Origin of the sequence: Actinomadura madurae, assembly GCF_047130825.1 — a bacterium.
GTDB lineage: Bacteria > Actinomycetota > Actinomycetes > Streptosporangiales > Streptosporangiaceae > Spirillospora > Spirillospora madurae.
In genome coordinates this window covers 8,130,145-8,148,601 of record NZ_CP083237.1, presented here as the reverse complement: position 1 = coordinate 8,148,601, position 18,457 = coordinate 8,130,145, and the positions used below count along the sequence as shown (strand labels likewise).

Genomic DNA, 18,457 nt, shown 5'->3' with positions numbered 1-18,457 from the left:
TCTGCCGGCAGCCTGAGTATGGTCGCGGGCATTCGCTGCGTCAGGACGCTTGTTCCGCATCTCTGAACGGCTGCGGACGATTTCTCACACCAATTGACGGGTCGCCTTGCGCAGGTCGATGGCGGGGTCGGCGAGAATCTCCGGCGGGACGGCCAAGCGGGCCGCGATGGCGGTCAGTGCCGCGCGGACGTCCTTGGGCCGGTTGACTCCCACCGCGCCGGTGAGGACGCCGTCCCGGACATAGAAGGCGCAGAAATCCGCGCCCGACGGGTCGCCTCGCCACACCACGTGGTCCGTCGGTTCCGGTGCGCCGGCCATGTGCAGTTTCAGGTCGTACTGGTCGGACCAGAACCAGGGCGATTCGCGGTACGCCGACCCTTTGCCCAGCATCGACATCGCGGCGGCCGCCCCCTGGTCGATGGCGTTCTGCCAGTTCTCCCTCCGGACCCGCCGATCGGCGGCGGGCGACCAGAAGCGGGCGACATCACCGGCGGCGAACACGTGGGGGTTGCCGGTGCGGCACAGCTCGTCGACGATGACCCCGTCGTCGACCGTGATGCCCGCCTGCTCCGCCAGATCGCTGTTGGGAAGGGCGCCGATGCCGACCACGACCACGTCGGCGGGATGGCTGACACCGTCCGTGGTGGTGACGGCTTGGACGTGCTGCGCGCCCTCGATCGCCTCGACGCCGACCGCGCAACGCAGGTTCACGCCGTGGGCGAGGTGGAGCGCGGTGAAGCGCCGTGCGATGTCCGGCCCGAGCACCCGCCCCAGGGGCACGGGCGCCGTCTCCAGCATCGTCACGTCACAGCCGAGGCTCCGAGCCGAAGCGGCGACCTCGGCCCCCACGAATCCGGCACCGATGACGACGACCGCGGCTCCGGCGCGCAGCTCCCCCGCCAGAGCCAGTGCGTCGTCGAGTGTGCGCAGGTACGCGACGCCGGGGAGGTCCGCCCCGGGAACGGTCAGCGGACGCGGTCCAGCACCGGTGGCCAGGAGCACCTTGTCAGCGGGCAGGACGGCGCCGTCGCCCAGCTCCACCGCGGCCAGCCGGGGACGCAGTGCGGTGACCGGCCGGCCGGACACAACCTCGATGGCGTTGTCGACGTAGAAGCTCTCATCCCGCAGTCTCGTCGACTCGGCTTCCCGCGAGCCGTCGAGCACGCCTTTCGACAGCGGCGGGCGATCGTAGGGCAGGTGGGGCTCGTCACCGATCAGCACGAGACGGCCGTCGAAACCCTCCTGGCGAAGTGTCTCCGCGGCCCTCATGCCGGCCAGACCGGCGCCGACGATGACGTAGGTGGGGTGTTTGGGCATACCTGTCGTTCCCTCAAATCCGTTCAAGCGGGGCACAGCGGGCAGCGGGGCACAGCGAGGGCGCAGCGCGTCCCCGGCGCGATCACACGTCGACGTAGACCGCTCCGTCCTCGACCTTCACGGGATAGGAAGTCAGGCCCCTGGTGGCGGGCGGCGACAGCACCTTCCCCGTCCGGATGCAGAACTTCGCCATGTGCAGAGGGCACTCCACGACCTCGTCGTCGATGTAGCCGTCGGCGAGCGAATAGTTGTCGTGGGTGCAGGTGTCGTCGGTGGCGAAGAACTCGCCGCCGACGTTGAACACCGCCACCGGCGGCTCCGGGGAGCGCTGCAGGACGGTCGCCTCGCCGTCGTCGACGGCGTCGATCTCACAGGCGCGGATCCAGGTCATGGCTATGCACACATCCTTGGAGTCGGAGGAGGGAGATCAGTTACCGGCGGGAAGCGACGGCCCTCGCGGCCGGTCCGCTTCCGGTGCGTCGGTCGCCGCGGCGCCCGCCAGGTAGAGGCCTTGGATGTCTTTCAGCGCCGTCTCGCGCAGGTCGTGTGCGGCTCCGCTCATCTCGACCCGCCCCTGCCGCAGCACGTAGGCGTGGTCGGCGACCTCCAGCGCGCGCTGGACGTGCTGCTCCACCAGCAGCACGCCGATGCCGGTCTCGGCCGCCGCGCGGATGGCCTGGAGCAGCCGTGCCGATGCCATGGGGCTGAGCCCGAAGGACAGCTCGTCGGCGATCAGCAGCCGCGGCCTCCGCGACAGCGCGCGAGCGAGCGAGAGCATCTGCTGCTGGCCGCCGGACAGCATCCCCACGCGGCGGTGCAGGTGCGGCTCCAGCTCGGGGAACAGTTCCAGCGCGAGGCGCCGGTCACCGCGGCTGAGCCGCAAGTTCTCCGCGACGGTCATCCGCATCAGCACCGTGCGCTCTTCGGACACCAGGCCGAGACCGTCCTTGACCCGCGCGTGGAGGGCCGAGACCACCTCGCAGCCGTCGATCCGCACGGTGCCGCCGTGCTTGCGCAGATCGCCGGCGAGCGTGCGGACGGTGGTCGTCTTGCCCGCGCCGTTCGGGCCGAGGAGGGCGACCACCTCGCCGCCGCGCACGCGTAGGTCGAGATCCCGGACGACGGTGAGGTCGCCGTAGCCCGCCCGGAGCTTCTCCGCTTCGAGAACGACGGCGCGGTCATCCAGGTCGGACGCGGTCGCCGCGGACGGTTCCCGCTCTTCGAGCGCATCGCCCAGGTACGCGTTGATCACTTCCGGATGACTGCGGATCGCGTCCGGGACGTCGTCGGCGAGCTGCCTGCCGAAGTCGAGCACCGTGACCCTGTCGCACAGGCCCAGGATCATCTCGACGTCGTGCTCGACGATCAGCACCGCGACGCGCCACTTCCGCGCGATGCGCTCGATCAGTGCGACCAGTTCGGCGGTCTCGTGGGCGTCGAGTCCGGCCGCGGGCTCGTCGAGCAGCAGCACCGAAGGGCGGCTGACCATCGCCCGCGCGATCCCGCACAGCCGCGCCGTGCCCTGGGACAGCGTCGACGGCCGCATGTCGAGGAACTCGGCGAGCCCGAACTCGTCCACCACGTCCTGCATCGCCGTGGTGGGCCGGGGGCGTCCCGGCCAGACCAGGTCCACGAGGTAGCGCGCCGGGGGGTGCCGCTCGGCGGCCACGAGCAGGTTCTCGCGGACGGTCATCTCCTCGAACAGCTCGACGCTCTGCCATGACCGCGCGATGCCGCGCCGGGCCCGTTTCTCCGGCGACCAGGCGTCGATCACCTGGTCGCCCAGCAGCACGGACCCGGCCGTGCGCGTGGAGAAGCCGGTGATGACGTCCACCATGGTCGTCTTGCCCGCGCCGTTCGGGCCGATCAGCCCGAGCACCTCTCCCGGACGGACGCTGAAGCTCACGTCGTCGAGGGCCACGACGCCGCCGAACCGCTTGGAGACGTTGCGGACCTCCAGTGCCCTCGGCTGGTGCGGCCGCCCCGGGACGGGCGCGGCCGGGGAACCGGTCCGGCGCCACCTGAAGTCCGGCAGCCGGCGTCCGACCAGGTTGGCGTACAGCGCGGCGAGGCCGTCGGGGCACTGGCGCATCAGCAGGATCACGCCGAGACCCGAGACGATCTGGATCCAGAAGACCGTCTCGGTGTTGCCGGGGAACAGCTGGTCGAGGACGTGTGTCGTGATGCCGCCCTCGGTCTGGGCACCGCCGATGACGCTGCCGGAGGCGAATCCCACTCCCCCGAGCACGGCGTTGAGCACGGCGTTGATCGACCCGGCGATGTCGAACTGGTTGAACTGGATCTGCGGCTGCCGGAACCCGAGGACCACGCCGGCCACCGCCGCGATCGCCGCCGCCAGCGCGAAGGCGAACAGCTTGGCGGTGTGGACGCCGATCCCGAGCGACGCCGCCGCGCGCTCGTTCCCGCGGACCGCGAGCAGGCGCCGGCCGGTCCGGCCGCGGCGCAGGTTGGCCACCATGAGCCCGACCGCGACGAACATGGCCAGGCCGAAGACGGCGTAGCGCGCAGGATGGCCGATCGGGTCGAGCGAGAGTCCGAACAGGCTCGGCGTCGTGACGAGCGTGCCGACGTATCCGCCCGTCAGCGCGCCGTTGCTGAAGACCAGCGCGTTGATCATGAGCGCGAGGCCGAGGGTCGCCACGGTGAGGCTCACCCCCCGCGCCCGGAGGGCCAGCAGGGCCACCAGGAGTCCGGCCGCCGCCGTGGCCGCCACGCCGGCCACGAGTGCGGCGCCGAACGCCAAGCCCTGGGTCGCGACGAGACGGGCGGCCACCCAGCAGCCGAAGCCGGCGAGGGCGAACTGCGCCAGCGACAGCTGGCCCGCGTAACCGGTGACGACCACGACGGAAAGGACGAGGAGCCCGCCGGCGATGCTGATGGTGAACGCGTCGACCCACGTCCCGGAGACCTGGAACGTGATGACCGCGAAGACGGCGCCGGCGCCGATGATGAGGCCCGGCCGGAGCCGGCCGGTGCCCGGCAGCGGCATCCGCGCGGACGTCTCACCGCGCTGGAGGCGGGCCCGGCCGCCGAACACGGTGATCAGGATGACGACCAGGAGCGGGACGGTGTCCGGCAGCCCGGTGATCGAGGGGACGCCGACGCCGAGCGCCTGCGCGATGTCCGGCAGGAGGAACCCCATCACGCTCGTGACGACCCCGATCGCCAGGGCACCCGCGACGGTCAGCGCGAAGGAGGACAGCCGGCCCACCAGAGCGGCGGCGAGTGCCGGCAGGACGGTGAGGGCCAGGGTGCTCCCGGCGAGGCCGATGATCGGCGCGAGGAGGATGGCCGCGAAGCCGGACAGCAGGCCCGCGATCGTGAAGTTGATGAGCTCGATCCTGTTCGGCGACCACCCGTAGGCGCTCGTGACGTGCCGGTTCTCGGCCACCGCCGAGGTGGCGAGCCCGAACAGGGTCGTCGAGTAGGCGATGCGCAGGGCGACGGCGAGCGCGATCGCGATGCCGATGATGAGCAGACGGTCCTGCGGGATCAGGATGCGGTCGGTGATCCGCACGGGGTCGTTGGGCAGGATCGGCCGCGGCAGCCCCTTGGATTCGTTGCCGAAGGCGATGGCCACGGCGCCTTGCGCGGCCGCCATCACCCCCAGTGTCGCGATCAGTTTCCCGATCAGCGACGCCTCCCGCAGGAACCCCAGGACCACGAGCTGGGTGAGCGCGCCGAGCGAGGCGGCAAGGAGCAGCGCCACGGCCAGTGCGGGCACGGTCGCCCAGCCGAGGTCGTCCCGCATGCCGTAGAAGCAGAATGCGGCGATACCGCCGGCCGCGCCCGCCGAGAAGTTCAGTACGCCGGATGACCGGTAGTCCAGCACTATGCCCAGCGCCACGAGCGCGTAGAGCGAGCCGGTGGCCATGCCGAGCAGCGCGAACGCCATTGTCTGCTGGCTGAGGAGATCGGTTGCCAACATGGTTCTTCTCCACTACGTCGGAATGCGACAGAGGCGTGGCCGGTCGCATCGTCATCGTCTTCGGGGTGGGCCGGCGGGACGGTGCCGCCGCCTCGGTGGGCGGCACCGTCCGGCGCGAGTGGAGGGATCAGCCGGTTTTCGGGGTGAACGGCTTCCCGACCGTTGCCGGCGACGGAGTCACCAGGCGCGGCTTGCCGCCGATGATGCGGGACACGAGGAACTGGTTGGAGAAGATCCGAAGGCGGGAGAGCGACGCGTCGTTCGGGAAGGCGTTCCTGCTCCAGTCGACCGTGCCCGCCAGTTCGGAACGCTTGATCGGCCCGGCCGTGTTCAACTTCCGCACGAGGGTCTTGGCGTCCATTGTCGGGGAGCCCTTGAGAAGGCCGGCCATGATGTGCACCGCGGACCATGCCTGGACACCGAACTCACTCACATCGCATGCACCGGACGGCAGTCCGGCCGATTTGAGTTCACCGATGTACTGCTTCGCGCCCGGAGAACCGGTGTCCCACGCCACCGGCCACGCGGAGTTGAGCACCCAGAGCCCCTCACCGGCCGGGCCCACCTGATCGAGGAATTCGCAGGTGACCCCGGAGCCTAGCTGGATGACCACGGTCTCGGTCAGCGGGCTGCCCTGGGCCGCCAATTGCTTGACCAGGCCGAGGAACTGGTCACCCCCCAGAACCGGATAGACCGCGTTCGCGCCCGCGCTCTTCACCTGCGCCGCGTACTGCGTCATGTCGACCGTGGTCGCCGGCACCGGGAACGAACCCGCGAAAGTGCCGTTGAGGGCCTCCGTCTGACGCTTGAAGAAATCGATGTAGAAGCTCACGCCCGGGGAGTCCAGAGGGAGCACCGCGGCTCTGACGTTGTCGAGTTCGGACGCCGCGACCGTCGCGTAGGCGAGAGCCGCGTTGACGTTGCCCGCGAGCGGGAACCACAGCGGGCTCGTGGTCTCGACGCTGGACAGGCCCGTGCCGCCGATCTCGGGAATGCCGGCGGCCGACGTGATCGGGAACCACGTCCCTCCCCCGACGTCCTGGCCCATGAACGCCACGACCTTCTTGTCCACGAGCTTCCGGCCGCAGGCGGCCTCCAGGTTCGGGTCGTTCTTGCTGTCGCAGCTGACCACCTCGACGGGCCGGCCGAGTTCGCACGACCGGTTCAACGCCGTGGCGGCGGCCTTGGCGCCGTTGGCGTAGGAGGGATCGGCCGGGATGACCGCGTCACCGGTCAGGACGGAGATGACTCCGAACCTCACCGGCTCGCCGGTGCAGGACGGGTTGACGCCCACGCCGCCCGTCTCGGAACTGTCCGGCGCGCCGCCGCACGCCACCGCCGCCAGAGCCAGCAGCAGGACGGGAACGCATATCCGGTACACCCGTCTCCGGGAATTCGCGACTTCCATTGTCGCCCGCTCCTCTACGTTGTTCTTCATGTATCGGGCAGGGGCGATCCGGGATCGTCCCTGGTCCTGTTCATCGGGAGGCGTTCATTGGGAGCCGCCGGCAATGCGTTGTCGCCACTCGGCCGGCGAGTGCACGCGTGATCGCACGCTGTCCTCGTTCCGAGGAAGGTGCGGTCTCAGAACATGGTGGTGAGGTTGCGCGAGAGCACCACCGACTGATCCAGCAGGATCAGTCTTCTGGCGATCAGAAAGGAATCACCGTTGCGCCTCAGTACGTCCTGCCGTGAACCCACCCACGAGTCGACATCCGTCTTCAGGCGCGTTCTGTAGACGTGAAAGTTGGACTCCACGCTCAGCTCGGCACCGCGGTCCTCGGTGACCCGAACGTTCGTGATCAGGTGCCGCGTCCTCGACGGCGGGTCCTCCGCCCAGGAGGCTCCGCTGGCGAGCTTCTTCCACCTGGCCTGGAGTAGTTCCTTGTCATCGTCGAAGTACGCCATCTCGCCGGGCTTGGTGAACTCCTTCGCCAGTTCGCGGCGCAGGCGCGTGCGCCTGATCGGCATGAAGTAGTGGGTGTCCTCGGAGAACAGCTCCACCCACTGTTCGTGCTTATGCGCGTCCAACAACGCGGCTTCGTCGTTGTAGAACTTCTCCACCTGGTACTGGAGCACCATGGACGCCACCAGCTCAGGAGAGGCGACCGCCTCCAGATCGACCGTCATCGCCACGAACTCCTTTCAGAAAGACGACGTGTTCGGGATTCAGGACGTCGATTCACAGCACGTCCGGTGGCACGGTCGCCTGGCGGAGCGAATCCCAGTCCAGGTCCTTCATCCACTGCGCCCAGGCGTGATAGGTCCACAGCTGGGCGCTCTCGCTCGTGGATCCTTCGATGCGGTGGAGGCCGTGCTCGTTGATGACCTTTCCCCGGCCCAGCCCCATCTTGAGCAGTTGCGGAATCCGCCGGCTGCGATGACCGTGCGTCTGGACGGTCGACTGGGCCCAGTTCTCACCGTCGTCCTGCTCAAGGATTCCGGCGGGCCCGAAGATGTGGCTCGCCATCCTGACGGTCATCTTCCGCTGCTCGGGCGTGGCGTTCTTCTCGACGAAGCTGAACCACCAGATCTCCGTCTTGTTCGGGCTCACCGGCACCCGAAGCGACAGCTGCCCGCCCGCCGTCGCGAGCCAGCTGTTCGGGAAGACGTTCGGATAGCCGCAGACCTGGCTTCCGATCGGGCCGAGCCACTCGCGGGCCTTCGGCCTCTGCCGCCACGAGGTGTCTATCGGCATGCCGCCCAGCCCGTCGACCGACGGGCCGCCCGCGGCGTGGCCGAACTCGGCGAGGAGCACGAGGTCGTGGATCCCGTCGCCCATGAGCCCGCTCGGGATGTCCAGGGATTCGCCGAGCGTGTTCCTCGCACCGCCGACCTCGACGTCGCCATCGGTAGGCGCGAACAGCCCCGATGCGAGAGCGGACATGTGCGTGACCTGCGCGTGGTACCAGTCGAACACGTTGTCGACGGCGAACTTCCAGTTGCAGTCGATGGTGAACTTCTGGATACCGGGAATGATCTCGACATCGCGCGCCGCGATGAGGTCGATCGCGATCCGGCCGGTCGGCCCGAGGTAGTCCTCCAGCGAAGGCGCCGCAGGATCCATCGTGCCGAAGATGAACCCGTGGTAGTTCGCGAGTTGCGCGACCTGGATCAATCCATGCTTCGACTTGTCGAGGCCGCCCTTGTAGAACCTGTCGATGTTGGGAACGCCGATCAGTTTCCCGCCCAGGTCGAAGGACCATCCGTGATAGGTGCACATAAAGGCCTTGATGTTGCCTTCTTCCGCGCGGCACACCGCGTTGCCACGGTGACTGCACGTGTTCAGCATCGCCTTGATCGAGCCGTCCTTCTGACGGACCGTCAGCACGTTGTCCCGGCCCATCGGCGTCTCGAAGAAGTCGCCCGCCTTCGGGATCTGGCTCTCGTGGCAGAGGAACTGCCAGGCCCTGCCGAAGATGAGCTTCATCTCCTGCTCGAAGATGTCCTCGTCCGAGAAGATGCGCCGGTCCACCTCCCCCCGTTCGAGCGAGACCAGCTCGTCAAGTCGCGTCGCGCTCAGGGCATTCATGCGTCCACCTCGCGTCGTGTGGTTCGACCACGCTCTGTCGTGGGTCCGGTCACGGTCGCACCGGCGCGAGCCCGTTCCCAGACCGGTGTTCCACACCACGGAACGCTCGGTCCGACATTCATCTGTCGGACGAGCACGTCACTTTGGCCGCAGGTCACCACAGCGCTGCGGCTCGCGCCACGCAAGGCCTACGTCACCGACCCGCGACCGAGCATCGCTTGGGCGCACTGCAGGTGAACGGGCCGACCTCAGCTGGAGATCGCCGGCCGGTACCTCGGCACGAGTGGCGTTGGCGTCCGGGCCTGCGCACTTCTTAAGGGGTTGCCGTTTCGGGGCGCAGGCCGGCTATGAGCAGGTCGAACAGGCGTGCTGTCTGGGCGCTGTCATCGGTGGCGAGGAGGATGCCTACCAGGGCCGTTAGCAGGTCCTCGGGTTGCGTGTCCGGTCGGAGGCGGCCTTGCCGGGCGCCGGCGGAGAGCAGGGTTCGGACGGCGGTGTCGAGGTTCTCGCGTGCCTCGGCGTCGGCGCCCGCGTCCATGGTGATGATCGCTTTGAGTGTTTCGGCCATGCCGCGTTTGGTCGCGACGAAGTCGGCGTAGGCGTCCATCCACAGCCGCAGGGCCGTGACGGGCTCGTGGTCGGCGAGCAGTGACTCGGCGCGGGCGCAGAGGGCGGCGCGTTCGGCGCTGAAGAGCTCGCCGATCAGTGCCTCTCGGCTCGGGAAGTGCCGGTAGAGCGTGCCGATGCCCACACCCGCTTCACGAGCGACGTCCTCAAGGACGAGCGGCTTGCCGCTCGTGAAGGCGGCGCGAGCCACCGCCAGGAGACGGTCGCGGTTGCGCCGGGCGTCCGCCCGCATGCCATCACCTCTCGTTCGCCGACGCCACAATCGGAGGCACCTCCGATTGTGCTACGTTTCGGAGGGTCCTCCGGTTTGGAGGTTACCAGCGATCGGAGTCATGACATGACCGTCGGTGATGCCACGCAGTCCCGCCGTCCGCGGCCGGGTGGGATCGGGTCCCTGTACGGGCGCCCTGTCGCCCGTATCGGGTACGGCGCGATGCAGCTCGAACACGGGGACGACAGATCTGCTTTCGCCGTGCTGCGCCGGGCCGTCGAGCTCGGCGTGAACCACATCGACACCGCCGAGTTCTACGCCGCGGGCCTCGTCAACATGCGCATCCGCGCCGCCCTGCACCCGTACCCCGATGACCTGGTGCTGGTCAGCAAGATCGGCGCCACGAGCGACGTGAACGCCGAATGGGGGCTGCGGCCCGCGCAGACGCCCGCCGAGATGCGCGCCGAGGTGGAGACGAACCTTCGCACGCTGGGTCTGGAGCGCCTCGACGTGGTCAACTTCTACCCGATGGGCCGGAACCCGGGCATCCCCGAGGAACAACGGGTCGACTTCGACGATCAGCTCGCCGAACTGGTCGCCCTACGGGACGCCGGGCTGATCGGGGGGTTCGGCCTGAGCCACGTCGACGCCGGCCGGTTGCGTCATGCGCTTCCGGCCGACGTCGCCTGCGTGCAGAACGGTTACAGCCTCGTCGACCGTTCGTCCGAGCCCGTCCTCGAGGTCTGCCGCGAGTTCGACATCGCGTGGGTGCCGTACTTCCCGCTCGGATCGGGAGTGCCGGACCTGCCCAAGGTCGCCGACCTGCCGGCCGTGCGGGAGGTGGCGTCACTGCTGGGCGTGAGCGCGGCTCAGGTCGGGCTGGCCTGGCTGCTCGCGACCGGCCCGCACGCGTTGCTGATTCCAGGGACCCGCAGCATCGAGCACCTGGAGGAGAACATCGCCGCCGGTGATGTGGCGCTCGATGAGGGAGCGTTGGCTTTGCTCGCGGGGTCTCGGTGACAGGCGGTCAGATCTGCGGCGGTGGTCGTTTCAGCAGGGTTGTGGCTATGGCGACTTGGGCGGGGTCCAGTGCCGTTTGCCGTCTTCTATGTCCCACATCCATTCGCGTTCCTGGGGTGCCCGGGGAGCGGGCCGGGGTCAACGCATGGCCCGCCCTGTCCGGGACGATCATTCCGGCCCGCGACTGATTCCGGCCCGGGTCGGCCCGTGGGTGGGCCGACCCGGGCCGGGGGCTTACCTCGGGCTGTCGAAGGTCCATACGGCGTGGGCGCCGGGGCCGGCGACGAGGGTGGAGTTGCCGATCCGCTCCGTGTGGCGGGTGGTCATGGGCCGGTTGAGGGACATCTCGACCCGCCGCATACCTGCCCGCTCGCGCGGGACGCCGTGGAGTTCGATCCTCGTCCCGCCGCTCACCGCGACGACGCCGTCCGGGAGCTTGCGGAGCGTGAAGCCGCCGGCCTTCAGCAGCGGCACCGTGTTGGTCAGGTCGCGCTCGGGGACGGCGAGCTCGATCGCGGTGATGTCGCGCATCTGGTGGTCACGGTAGCCGTCGGGCAGGTAGCGCTCCCGGCCGACGTCTCCCTCGTGGCTCGCGGGCTCGGTCTGGCTGCGCGGGTCGGCGAAGTACTCCGGCCGGTACTCCATCGCCCAGGGGTCGAAGGCGTCGTACTGCTGCCCGGTGGTGCGGATGGTGTCGAACCACGGCACCGGCACGCCGTCGCCGAAGTCACGGGTCTGGTCGTACTCGGCGGGGTCGCTGATCCCCTGTGCCTTGAGCCGGTCGGTCACCGTCGCCAGCTCGCCCTGGTTCTCGACGGACAAGGCCAGCCCGGACGAGCCGAAGAGGGCGTCCTGGCCGGGCAGGTCGCCCTCGCTGAAGAACTCGATGTAGGTCTCCCGTCCCTTCAGGTAGCGGCCCTTCCAGGTCAGGCCGCCACCCGTGGTCGTGCGGACTTCGAAGTCGGAGAACGCCCGCAGGTAGGTGGAGTGCTCCACGGCGTCCGCGGTCGCCCTGTCGAGCACCGCGTAGGAGTGGTTGTAGAACAGCAGCTGCGGCCGGGCCGCGTCGGCCCTGGCCGTCCCGGCTCCACCGCCAGCCGTCCCGCTTAAGGCCACGGCGAGAGCGGCGGTGAGCGTCGTGATCGTCCGTACTGCTCGGCGCATCGACATGAAAATGATCATAAGACGACCAAGATCACGAACGGGGGCTTTCCGCGCCGCGGGCTGACTGCGGCCGTCCACATTTCAAGATCATGCAGGTCACGGGTCCGGCCGTTTTGTGTCTTTTGTGTGGCGCCGACGCGGTGCCGGTTTTCGGGGGCCTGCTCTGCCGATTTTGGATGATTTTTCCTTTTTGTCTGGCTTGTTTGGGCTCGGTGAAAGGGCGGGGAGGTCGGACGTGGCAGGAGCCCTCGTTCGCCCATGGCCCGGCCGACCTCCGGCCGCTCTTCCGCGCTACTTGCGGCGTGCCACGTCGTATGCGGCGCAGCCGATCAGTTCGAGGGAGACCTGGAGCCGTTCGGGGCTGATGTTCAGGGCGATCGTGTCCTCGGGCGTGTGGTAGATCGGTTCCAGCTGGCTGGGCGCCTCGCTGCCGCGCCAGCTGAAGTTGCCCGCCGGGATGCCGCGCTCGTAGAAGGCCTCGTGGTCGCTGGAGCCGCGGGCGGTGGGGCCCTCGGTCTGGCCGGCGTAGCCGAGGCGGCGCGCGGCGGCGTTCACCGCGGCCGTCGTGGTGTTGTCCGCGCCGTCCACCGACAGCAGCCAGTACGTCCCCGCGGGCGGGTGACTGGTGGCGACCATGTCGTTCTGGAAGCAGCCGGTTATCTGCGCGACGCCCGCCTCGTCGAGCTGCTTCACGTAGTGCCGCGCACCGATGAGGCCGGACTCCTCCGAGCCCCACAGGCAGACGCGAATCGCCTGCTGGGTCGGCAGCCGTTTCAGGACGCGCGCCAGTTCCAGGCACAGGACGGTTCCGCTGCCGTCGTCGTTGGCGCCCGGCGAGCCGGGGACGGTGTCGTAGTGCGCGCTGACGATGACGGCCTTGCCCGCGGGGTTCGGCAGCGTCGCCTTCCGCTCGGCCAGGACGTTGTACGAGGTCAGCCCGGAGTAGTGGGTGACCTTGAAGGACAGCCGCCGGGCGCCCGCGCGGATCCGCTCGCCGTGGTACTCGGCCAGGCCCAGCACCGGGATCGCGACCTCCTCCGACAGGGTCGGGACGAAGGAGCCGGGCTTGCGCTCGGGGTAGGTCTCCGAGCGCGCGTTGATGATGAGCACCGCCGTGGCGCCCGCGTCCGCGGCGGCCTTGGCCTGCGCGGTCTCCTTGCCGGAGACGCGGTCGAACAGCACCAGTCTGCCGCGCACATCGGCGGGGACCTCCGTGACCGGGCCCACGTCCACCACCGTTCCGGACACCGAGGCGACGGCGCCCTGCGGGGAGGCGCTGCACTGCCAGAGCCGCTCGCCCCGGGCGCGGATCTCCGCCAGGTACTTGTCGGCGACCGGGAAGGGCTGCAGCACGACCTTGTAGCCGAGGTCGCGCAGGTACCCGGCGATGTAGCGGGCGGCGCGGTGCTCGGAGGGGGTGCCGGAGATGCGCCAGCCGATCCCGTCGCTGAGCACTCTCAGGTGGCGCATCGCTCGGCGGACGTCGACGCGGCCGACCACGGCCCTGTCGCCGGGGGCGAGCGAGGGTGGCAGGAGGGCACCGGGGCGCTGCCGGGTCGCGGCGGCGGCGGTGCCGGGGAGCAGGCCGACGGTCGCGAACCCGGCGAAGGCCGCGGCTCCCGCCAGCAGATCACGGCGCTTGACCTCGGACATGGCGTCTCCTCAAGGGATACGGGCCGCGCCCGCCGGCCTCGGGTCTCGAGGTGACGGACGGCGGCGAGATAAGGAACCATGCCCCCGTTTGAGTCGAAACTACGTAATCACCGTGATGACGACAAGAATGCGTCGTCAATCCGAAACCGGACCGTGATCAAGATCAGCAAGAGAAGGCGCTAACGAACATATCGATATGAAAAGCGCGCCCGTGGCTTGTCAATTGCGCACATGGCGGTTCGGGAGAACCTCTGTCATCGGCCGGTGAGCCGGACGGGCAGTGACCGCAGTCCCCGGAAGACGGGGAAGGGCAGCCAGGCGAGCTCGTCGTGCGGACGGTCGAGCGCGATGCCGGGGAATCTGGCCAGCAGGGACCCCAGCGCGATCCGGCCCTCCAGGCGGGCCAGCGGCACGCCGAGGCAGCGGTGGATCCCGTGCCCGAAGGCCACGTGGGCTCGGCCGTCGCGCGTGAGGTCGAGGCGGTCGGGATCGTCGAACGCGCCGGGATCGCGGTTGGCGGCGGCCAGCCCGACGATGACCACCGCCCCCTCCGGGATCGTGACCCCGCCGATCTCGATGTCCTCGACGGCGTAGCGCGGCGAGGCGCGCGCGGTCGGCCCGTCGTAGCGCAGCAGTTCCTCGATCGCCGCCGGCAGCAGGTCGGGACGGTCCCGCAGCAGGCGCAGCTGGTCGGGATTCCGGAACAGCGCCGCCATGCCGTTGCCGATGAGGTTGGTCGTCGGCTCGTGACCGGCGAAGAGCAGTTGCTGGGTCAGCGCGACCACCTCGGCCGAGGACAGGCGTCCGTCCCGTTCGTGCGCGGTCAGCAGGGCACTGAGCAGGTCGGGCGCGTCCGCCCCTTCCGCCGCGGCCTTGGCGGCGACCAGGTCGGTGACGTACTCGCGCAGTCGCCGGCCGCCCTCTTCGCGTGACATCACCGGATCGCGCACGAATCGGGGCGTCAGCGCCGCGGTCACCCAGACGCGGAAGTCGTCCAGGTCCGGCGCGGGCACGCCGACCAGCTCGCTGATGACGGTGAGCGACAGCGGGTAGGCGAAGTCCCCGATCAGGTCGGCCGTGTCCCCGGCCGCCATCGCGTCGAGCAGCCCGTCGGTGATCTCCCGCACGCGCGGTTCGAGCCCGGCCACCCGGCCCGGGGTGAACGCCCGGGTGACGAGGTCGCGCAGCCGGGTGTGCTCGGGCGGATCGACGCTGTGCAGGTCGAACGTCGCGTCCTGCGGCTCTCCGGACACGATCCCCGCCGCGCGCAGAGCGTCCCAGGCACGGCGGGGGTCCTTGGACAGCCGCTCGTCGGCGAGCGCGGCGCGGGCCTCGTCGTACCGTGTGATCAGCCAGTACGCGAGCCCGTTCGGATCCTTCATCTTCAAGACGGGCGCCTTCTCCCGAAGACGCGCGTACACCGGGTGCGGATCACGGAAGAACGCGTCTGTATAGATCACTTCCTGATTGTTCCGCATCTGTCTGCCTGTGACCCGTGATCCGCTGCGGCCCTCTGTGGCCGCCGCCTGCGTCAGCGTTGGCGGACGGGGAACGGGGTGATGGTGATCTCGGTGCAGCAGACTCCCGGGGGCTGGTCCAGGGCGAACCGCACCGCGCTCGCCACGTCGCCGGGGTCGAGCAAGGCGGGATAGGAGTCGTAGTAGGCGGCGGCCTTGTCCTGGTCGCCGCGCCAGCGCGTGGCGGCGAAGCCGGTCCGCGTCATGCCTGGGAGCACTTCGGTCACGCGGATGCCGAGGTCGGCGCATTCCTCGCGGAGCGCGGCGGTGAAGCCGTGCACCGCGGACTTGCTGGCGCTGTAGGCGGCGAGCCCGGCGGCGGGGCGGACGCCGTTGACCGATCCGATGTTGACCACGTCCGCCGGATCCGTCTCGGCCAGTACCGGCAGCAGCGCGTGCGTGAGACGGAGCAGCCCCGCGGCGTTGGTGTGCAGCACCGAGAGGGCGTCGTCGATGTCGGAACGGTGGAAGGGGGTACGGCCGCCGACGTCGTGGCCGGCGCAGTTGACCAGCGCGTGCAGGTCCGCAGGCCCGTTCCGGAGGGACCGGGCGAGGCGGTCGACCGACTCCTGGTCCGTGACGTCCAGGGCGGCGGGGACGCAGGCGGGGCCGAACCGGTCCGCGAGGGCGGTCAGCGCGTCCAGCCGGCGGGCCGCGATCGTGACGTGCCAGCCGGCCTCCAGGAGGGTCTGCGCGACGGCGGCCCCGATGCCGCTGGACGCGCCCGCCACCAGGGCGTGCCTGCTCATCGCGGCCGCCCGGGGTGCGGAGCGTGCGCCGTCCAGGGCTGCGCCTCCTCGAACCGCGCCGCCGCCGCCATCACCCGGTCGTCACGATGCCGGTCGGCGACGATCTGCAGGCCCACGGGCAGCCCGCCGCCGTCCAGGCCGCAGGGGACGCTGGCCGCCGGATGCCCGGTGAGGTTGAACGGGTAGGTGAAGGGCAGCCGCTCGAACAGCGGGATCTCCGGCTCCCCCTCGGCCGGCCACGCGGTGATCGGCATGGTGGGGGTGAGCAGCAGGTCGTAGGTGTCGAACAACTGCCGCACGCGATCGTAGAGCTCGGCGCGGCGGGCGAGGAGCCGCCGGTATTCGAGGGCGCTGCGCGCGTGCCCGTCCTGGACGAAGGCCAGCAGGCTCGACTCGATCCAGTCGGGACGTTTCTCCGCCTTCTCCGCGAAGCGGGCGACGAAATGGATCCCCCAGGTGGGTTCGATGATCTCCCGGGCGAGCGTCCCCCAGCCGATCGGCACCTCCTCCACGGAGGCCCCGAGCCGCTCGAAGACCAGGGCGGCCCGCCGTGTGGCCTCGGCGACGTCCGGTGCCACGGTGGCGTGGCCGAGGTCGGGGCTCCAGGCGACGCGCAGGCCCCGCACGGAACCGCGGCAGGCCGCGACGAAGTCGGGCGGTTCACGGTCGATCGACTGCGGGTCCCGCCGGTCGGGGCCCGCGAGCGCGTTGAGCATGAGGGCGGCGTCGGTCACGGTGGTGGTGAGCGGGCCGGCGGTCGCCAGAGCGGCGTACCAGTCGTTGCTCGGCCATTTGGGGATCAGCCCGTTGGACGGCTTGAACCCCACCACCCCGCAGTGCGCGGCGGGGATGCGCACCGAGCCCGCGCCGTCCCCGCCCTGCGCCAGCGGGCCGAGCCCGGCGGCGACCGCCGCGGCCGCGCCGCCCGAGGAGCCGCCCGGGGTGCGGGTGAGGTCCCAGGGGTTCCTGGCGGGCGGGCCCAGCAGGTTGTCGGTCATGTCCTTGTAGCCCGCCTGCGGCGTGTTCGTCTTGCCCAGCAGGGGTGAGCCGGTGGCGCGCAGCCGCGCGGCGACCAGCGAGTCGTGGTCGGGGACGTGGTCCTTGTTCCACAGCGAGCCGCCGGTGGTGCGGATCCCGGCGGTGGGCTCCAGGTCCTTGACCGAGTGCGGGACGCCGTCGAGCGGGCCGAGACGCTCCCCGTTCAAGGCGCGCGTCTCCGCCTCCTTGGCGTCCCGGCGGGCCCGTTCCGGCGTGACGGTGAGGAACGCGTTGAGGTGCGGGTTGAGATCGTCGATGCGCTGGAGGAGGGCCTCGGTGAGCTCGACCGGGGAGAGCAGCCCGGCCGCTATGAGCGCGCCGGCCTCGTTGGCGGGCAGCCGCCACAGGTCCGTGCTCATCGCTCGTCCGCGGCGATATCCGCGAGCGCCTCGCGGAACACGTCGAGCGTGGCCGCGACGTCGTCATGGGTGTGCGCGGCCGACAGGTACCAGTTGCCGCGGGCGCTGGCCCAGACTCCCCGTCCCAGCAGGCCCTCCACGAGCCGCTGGTAGCGCGGCATGTCCGGCGGCACCGTCTCGTCCCAGGGGTCGCCGGGGTCGCGGTCGACCAGGGCGACGTGGAAGGCCGCCGGGAAGCCGCGGACGCGCAACCGGACTCCGGCCTTCCCGGCGACCTCCGACAATCCCGACATCAGGCGCGACCCGACCTCCTCGATGTGCCGGTGGACGCCGCCGTCGGCGATGGCGTCCACCGTGGCCACGACGGCGGCCATGCTCGCGGTCGAGCCGTTGTAGGTGCCGCGGTGGTTGACCGTTCCGTCCTCGACCCTGGCGAGGGCGGCGCGGTGCCCGGCCACCGCCGCCACGGGCCAGCCCGAGGCGATGCCCTTGGCGTAGGTGGCGAGGTCCGGGACGACGCCGAACACCTCGGCCGCCCCGCCGGGCGCCAGCCGGGCGCCGGTGACGATCTCGTCGAAGACCAGCTGCGCCCCGCACGCCCGCGTGAGGCGCCGGCACGCCTCCAGGTAGCCGGGCGCCGGGAGAGTGCCGCGGTGGTTGACCATCACCGGCTCCATGATCACTGCGGCCACGCGGGAGCCGCGGCGCTCCAGCAGCGTTCTCAGGGCGTCCTCGTCGTTCCAGGGCAGCACGTGGGTCCAGGGGTCCACGCCGGCCGGCCATCGCCCCGCCGCCTGGTCGCCGCCGGGCGACGGGGCGTCGTCCACCAGCCAGCCGTGGTAGTGGTTCTCGAACCGCACGATCTCCTGGCGGCCGGTGTGCGCCCGCGCAACGCGGAGGGCCAGCTCGGCGGCCTCGCTGCCGGTCGTGGTGAACCGCAGCATCTCCGGCCACTTCAGCAGGGCCCGCAGCTTCTCCGCGGCCTGCACTTCCAGCGGGTGCTGGGATCCGAGGCTCATCCCCGACTCCGCGGCGGCGGTCGCGGCCTTGAGCACGGCGGGCGGCGCGTGCCCGAGCATGCTGGGGCCTCGGCCGAGGACGTAGTCGATGTACCGCCGGCCCGCCACGTCCCACAGGTACGCCCCGCTCCCCCGTTCGAAGAACATCCCGGCGTGGCCGAGGCGGGCGTTGGAATGCACCCCGCCCGGGGCCACGTCCAGGGCCCGCGGACGCAGCCCGGCGGTCGCGTCGCCGCCGTCATCTATGCGGTCGTCGGTCATCGGTCGCTCCCTGTCGCGTATGTGGGCTCGCGTGTTCTCGG

At 70.4% G+C, this 18,457-nt stretch carries 14 protein-coding genes; 1 reads left to right on the top strand and 13 read right to left on the bottom strand.

Annotation, left to right across the window (positions count from 1 at the left end; all coding sequences use genetic code 11):
• Positions 1-84: 84 nt before the first annotated feature.
• The 7 genes from K8Z49_RS37780 to K8Z49_RS37750 form a co-directional block, all read right to left on the bottom strand.
• A complete protein-coding gene (locus tag K8Z49_RS37780) occupies positions 85-1,317 on the bottom strand; it encodes an NAD(P)/FAD-dependent oxidoreductase (RefSeq protein ID WP_412516409.1) in 1,233 nt (410 codons plus the stop codon).
• Between the two features lie 82 nt (positions 1,318-1,399).
• The gene (locus K8Z49_RS37775; protein WP_075024620.1) at positions 1,400-1,708 is read right to left on the bottom strand and encodes a bifunctional 3-phenylpropionate/cinnamic acid dioxygenase ferredoxin subunit; all 309 of its coding nucleotides are present in this window, start codon (positions 1,706-1,708) and stop codon (positions 1,400-1,402) included.
• 36 nt (positions 1,709-1,744) lie between these two features.
• On the bottom strand, positions 1,745-5,266 hold the full coding sequence (locus tag K8Z49_RS37770; protein WP_412516408.1) for an ATP-binding cassette domain-containing protein: 3,522 nt from the start codon (positions 5,264-5,266) through the stop codon (positions 1,745-1,747).
• Positions 5,267-5,393: 127 nt separating this feature from the next.
• Positions 5,394-6,674 carry an ABC transporter substrate-binding protein gene (locus K8Z49_RS37765; protein WP_412516407.1) on the bottom strand — a complete coding sequence of 427 codons (1,281 nt, stop codon included), beginning with the start codon at positions 6,672-6,674 and terminating at the stop codon, positions 5,394-5,396.
• A 176-nt stretch (positions 6,675-6,850) separates the two neighbouring features.
• The gene (locus tag K8Z49_RS37760) at positions 6,851-7,396 is read right to left on the bottom strand and encodes an aromatic-ring-hydroxylating dioxygenase subunit beta (protein ID WP_024935188.1); all 546 of its coding nucleotides are present in this window, start codon (positions 7,394-7,396) and stop codon (positions 6,851-6,853) included.
• 52 nt (positions 7,397-7,448) lie between these two features.
• Positions 7,449-8,798, bottom strand: a complete 1,350-nt coding sequence (locus K8Z49_RS37755; RefSeq protein ID WP_412516406.1) for an aromatic ring-hydroxylating oxygenase subunit alpha — start codon at positions 8,796-8,798, stop codon at positions 7,449-7,451.
• Between the two features lie 313 nt (positions 8,799-9,111).
• Positions 9,112-9,657, bottom strand: a complete 546-nt coding sequence (locus K8Z49_RS37750) for a TetR/AcrR family transcriptional regulator (protein WP_021592950.1) — start codon at positions 9,655-9,657, stop codon at positions 9,112-9,114.
• A gap of 105 nt (positions 9,658-9,762) precedes the next feature.
• Here K8Z49_RS37750 and K8Z49_RS37745 point away from each other — a divergent pair, with 105 nt between their 5' ends.
• Positions 9,763-10,656, top strand: a complete 894-nt coding sequence (locus K8Z49_RS37745) for an aldo/keto reductase (RefSeq protein ID WP_412516405.1) — start codon at positions 9,763-9,765, stop codon at positions 10,654-10,656.
• 234 nt (positions 10,657-10,890) lie between these two features.
• Here the strand turns inward: K8Z49_RS37745 and K8Z49_RS37740 are convergent, their stop codons facing one another.
• From K8Z49_RS37740 to K8Z49_RS37715, 6 genes are all read right to left on the bottom strand, one after another.
• The gene (locus K8Z49_RS37740; protein ID WP_412516404.1) at positions 10,891-11,772 is read right to left on the bottom strand and encodes a DUF5829 family protein; all 882 of its coding nucleotides are present in this window, start codon (positions 11,770-11,772) and stop codon (positions 10,891-10,893) included.
• Between the two features lie 339 nt (positions 11,773-12,111).
• A complete protein-coding gene (locus K8Z49_RS37735; RefSeq protein WP_412516403.1) occupies positions 12,112-13,473 on the bottom strand; it encodes a M20/M25/M40 family metallo-hydrolase in 1,362 nt (453 codons plus the stop codon).
• Between the two features lie 254 nt (positions 13,474-13,727).
• Positions 13,728-14,933 (bottom strand): cytochrome P450 family protein, encoded by a 1,206-nt coding sequence (locus tag K8Z49_RS37730; protein WP_412516402.1) that lies wholly within the window; start codon positions 14,931-14,933, stop codon positions 13,728-13,730.
• A gap of 71 nt (positions 14,934-15,004) precedes the next feature.
• A complete protein-coding gene (locus tag K8Z49_RS37725; protein ID WP_412516401.1) occupies positions 15,005-15,739 on the bottom strand; it encodes an SDR family oxidoreductase in 735 nt (244 codons plus the stop codon).
• A complete protein-coding gene (locus K8Z49_RS37720; protein ID WP_412516400.1) occupies positions 15,736-17,136 on the bottom strand; it encodes an amidase in 1,401 nt (466 codons plus the stop codon). The genes K8Z49_RS37725 and K8Z49_RS37720 overlap by 4 nt, the downstream gene beginning before the upstream one ends.
• Positions 17,133-18,416 carry an aspartate aminotransferase family protein gene (locus K8Z49_RS37715; protein ID WP_075024612.1) on the bottom strand — a complete coding sequence of 428 codons (1,284 nt, stop codon included), beginning with the start codon at positions 18,414-18,416 and terminating at the stop codon, positions 17,133-17,135. The genes K8Z49_RS37720 and K8Z49_RS37715 overlap by 4 nt, the downstream gene beginning before the upstream one ends.
• Between the last annotated feature and the right edge of the window lie 41 nt (positions 18,417-18,457).

Bases quoted from the DNA above. Each gene is read 5' to 3' on its own strand.
- K8Z49_RS37725 (WP_412516401.1), bottom strand. From the start codon at position 15,739: ATGAGCAGGCACGCCCTGGTGGCGGGCGCGTCCAGCGGCATCGGGGCC.
- K8Z49_RS37720 (WP_412516400.1), bottom strand. From the start codon at position 17,136: ATGAGCACGGACCTGTGGCGGCTGCCCGCCAACGAGGCCGGCGCGCTC.
- K8Z49_RS37775 (WP_075024620.1), bottom strand. From the start codon at position 1,708: ATGACCTGGATCCGCGCCTGTGAGATCGACGCCGTCGACGACGGCGAG.
- K8Z49_RS37750 (WP_021592950.1), bottom strand. From the start codon at position 9,657: ATGCGGGCGGACGCCCGGCGCAACCGCGACCGTCTCCTGGCGGTGGCT.
- K8Z49_RS37780 (WP_412516409.1), bottom strand. From the start codon at position 1,317: ATGCCCAAACACCCCACCTACGTCATCGTCGGCGCCGGTCTGGCCGGC.
- K8Z49_RS37765 (WP_412516407.1), bottom strand. From the start codon at position 6,674: ATGGAAGTCGCGAATTCCCGGAGACGGGTGTACCGGATATGCGTTCCC.
- K8Z49_RS37735 (WP_412516403.1), bottom strand. From the start codon at position 13,473: ATGTCCGAGGTCAAGCGCCGTGATCTGCTGGCGGGAGCCGCGGCCTTC.
- K8Z49_RS37770 (WP_412516408.1), bottom strand. From the start codon at position 5,266: ATGTTGGCAACCGATCTCCTCAGCCAGCAGACAATGGCGTTCGCGCTG.
- K8Z49_RS37745 (WP_412516405.1), top strand. From the start codon at position 9,763: ATGACCGTCGGTGATGCCACGCAGTCCCGCCGTCCGCGGCCGGGTGGG.
- K8Z49_RS37715 (WP_075024612.1), bottom strand. From the start codon at position 18,416: ATGACCGACGACCGCATAGATGACGGCGGCGACGCGACCGCCGGGCTG.
- K8Z49_RS37755 (WP_412516406.1), bottom strand. From the start codon at position 8,798: ATGAATGCCCTGAGCGCGACGCGACTTGACGAGCTGGTCTCGCTCGAA.
- K8Z49_RS37760 (WP_024935188.1), bottom strand. From the start codon at position 7,396: ATGACGGTCGATCTGGAGGCGGTCGCCTCTCCTGAGCTGGTGGCGTCC.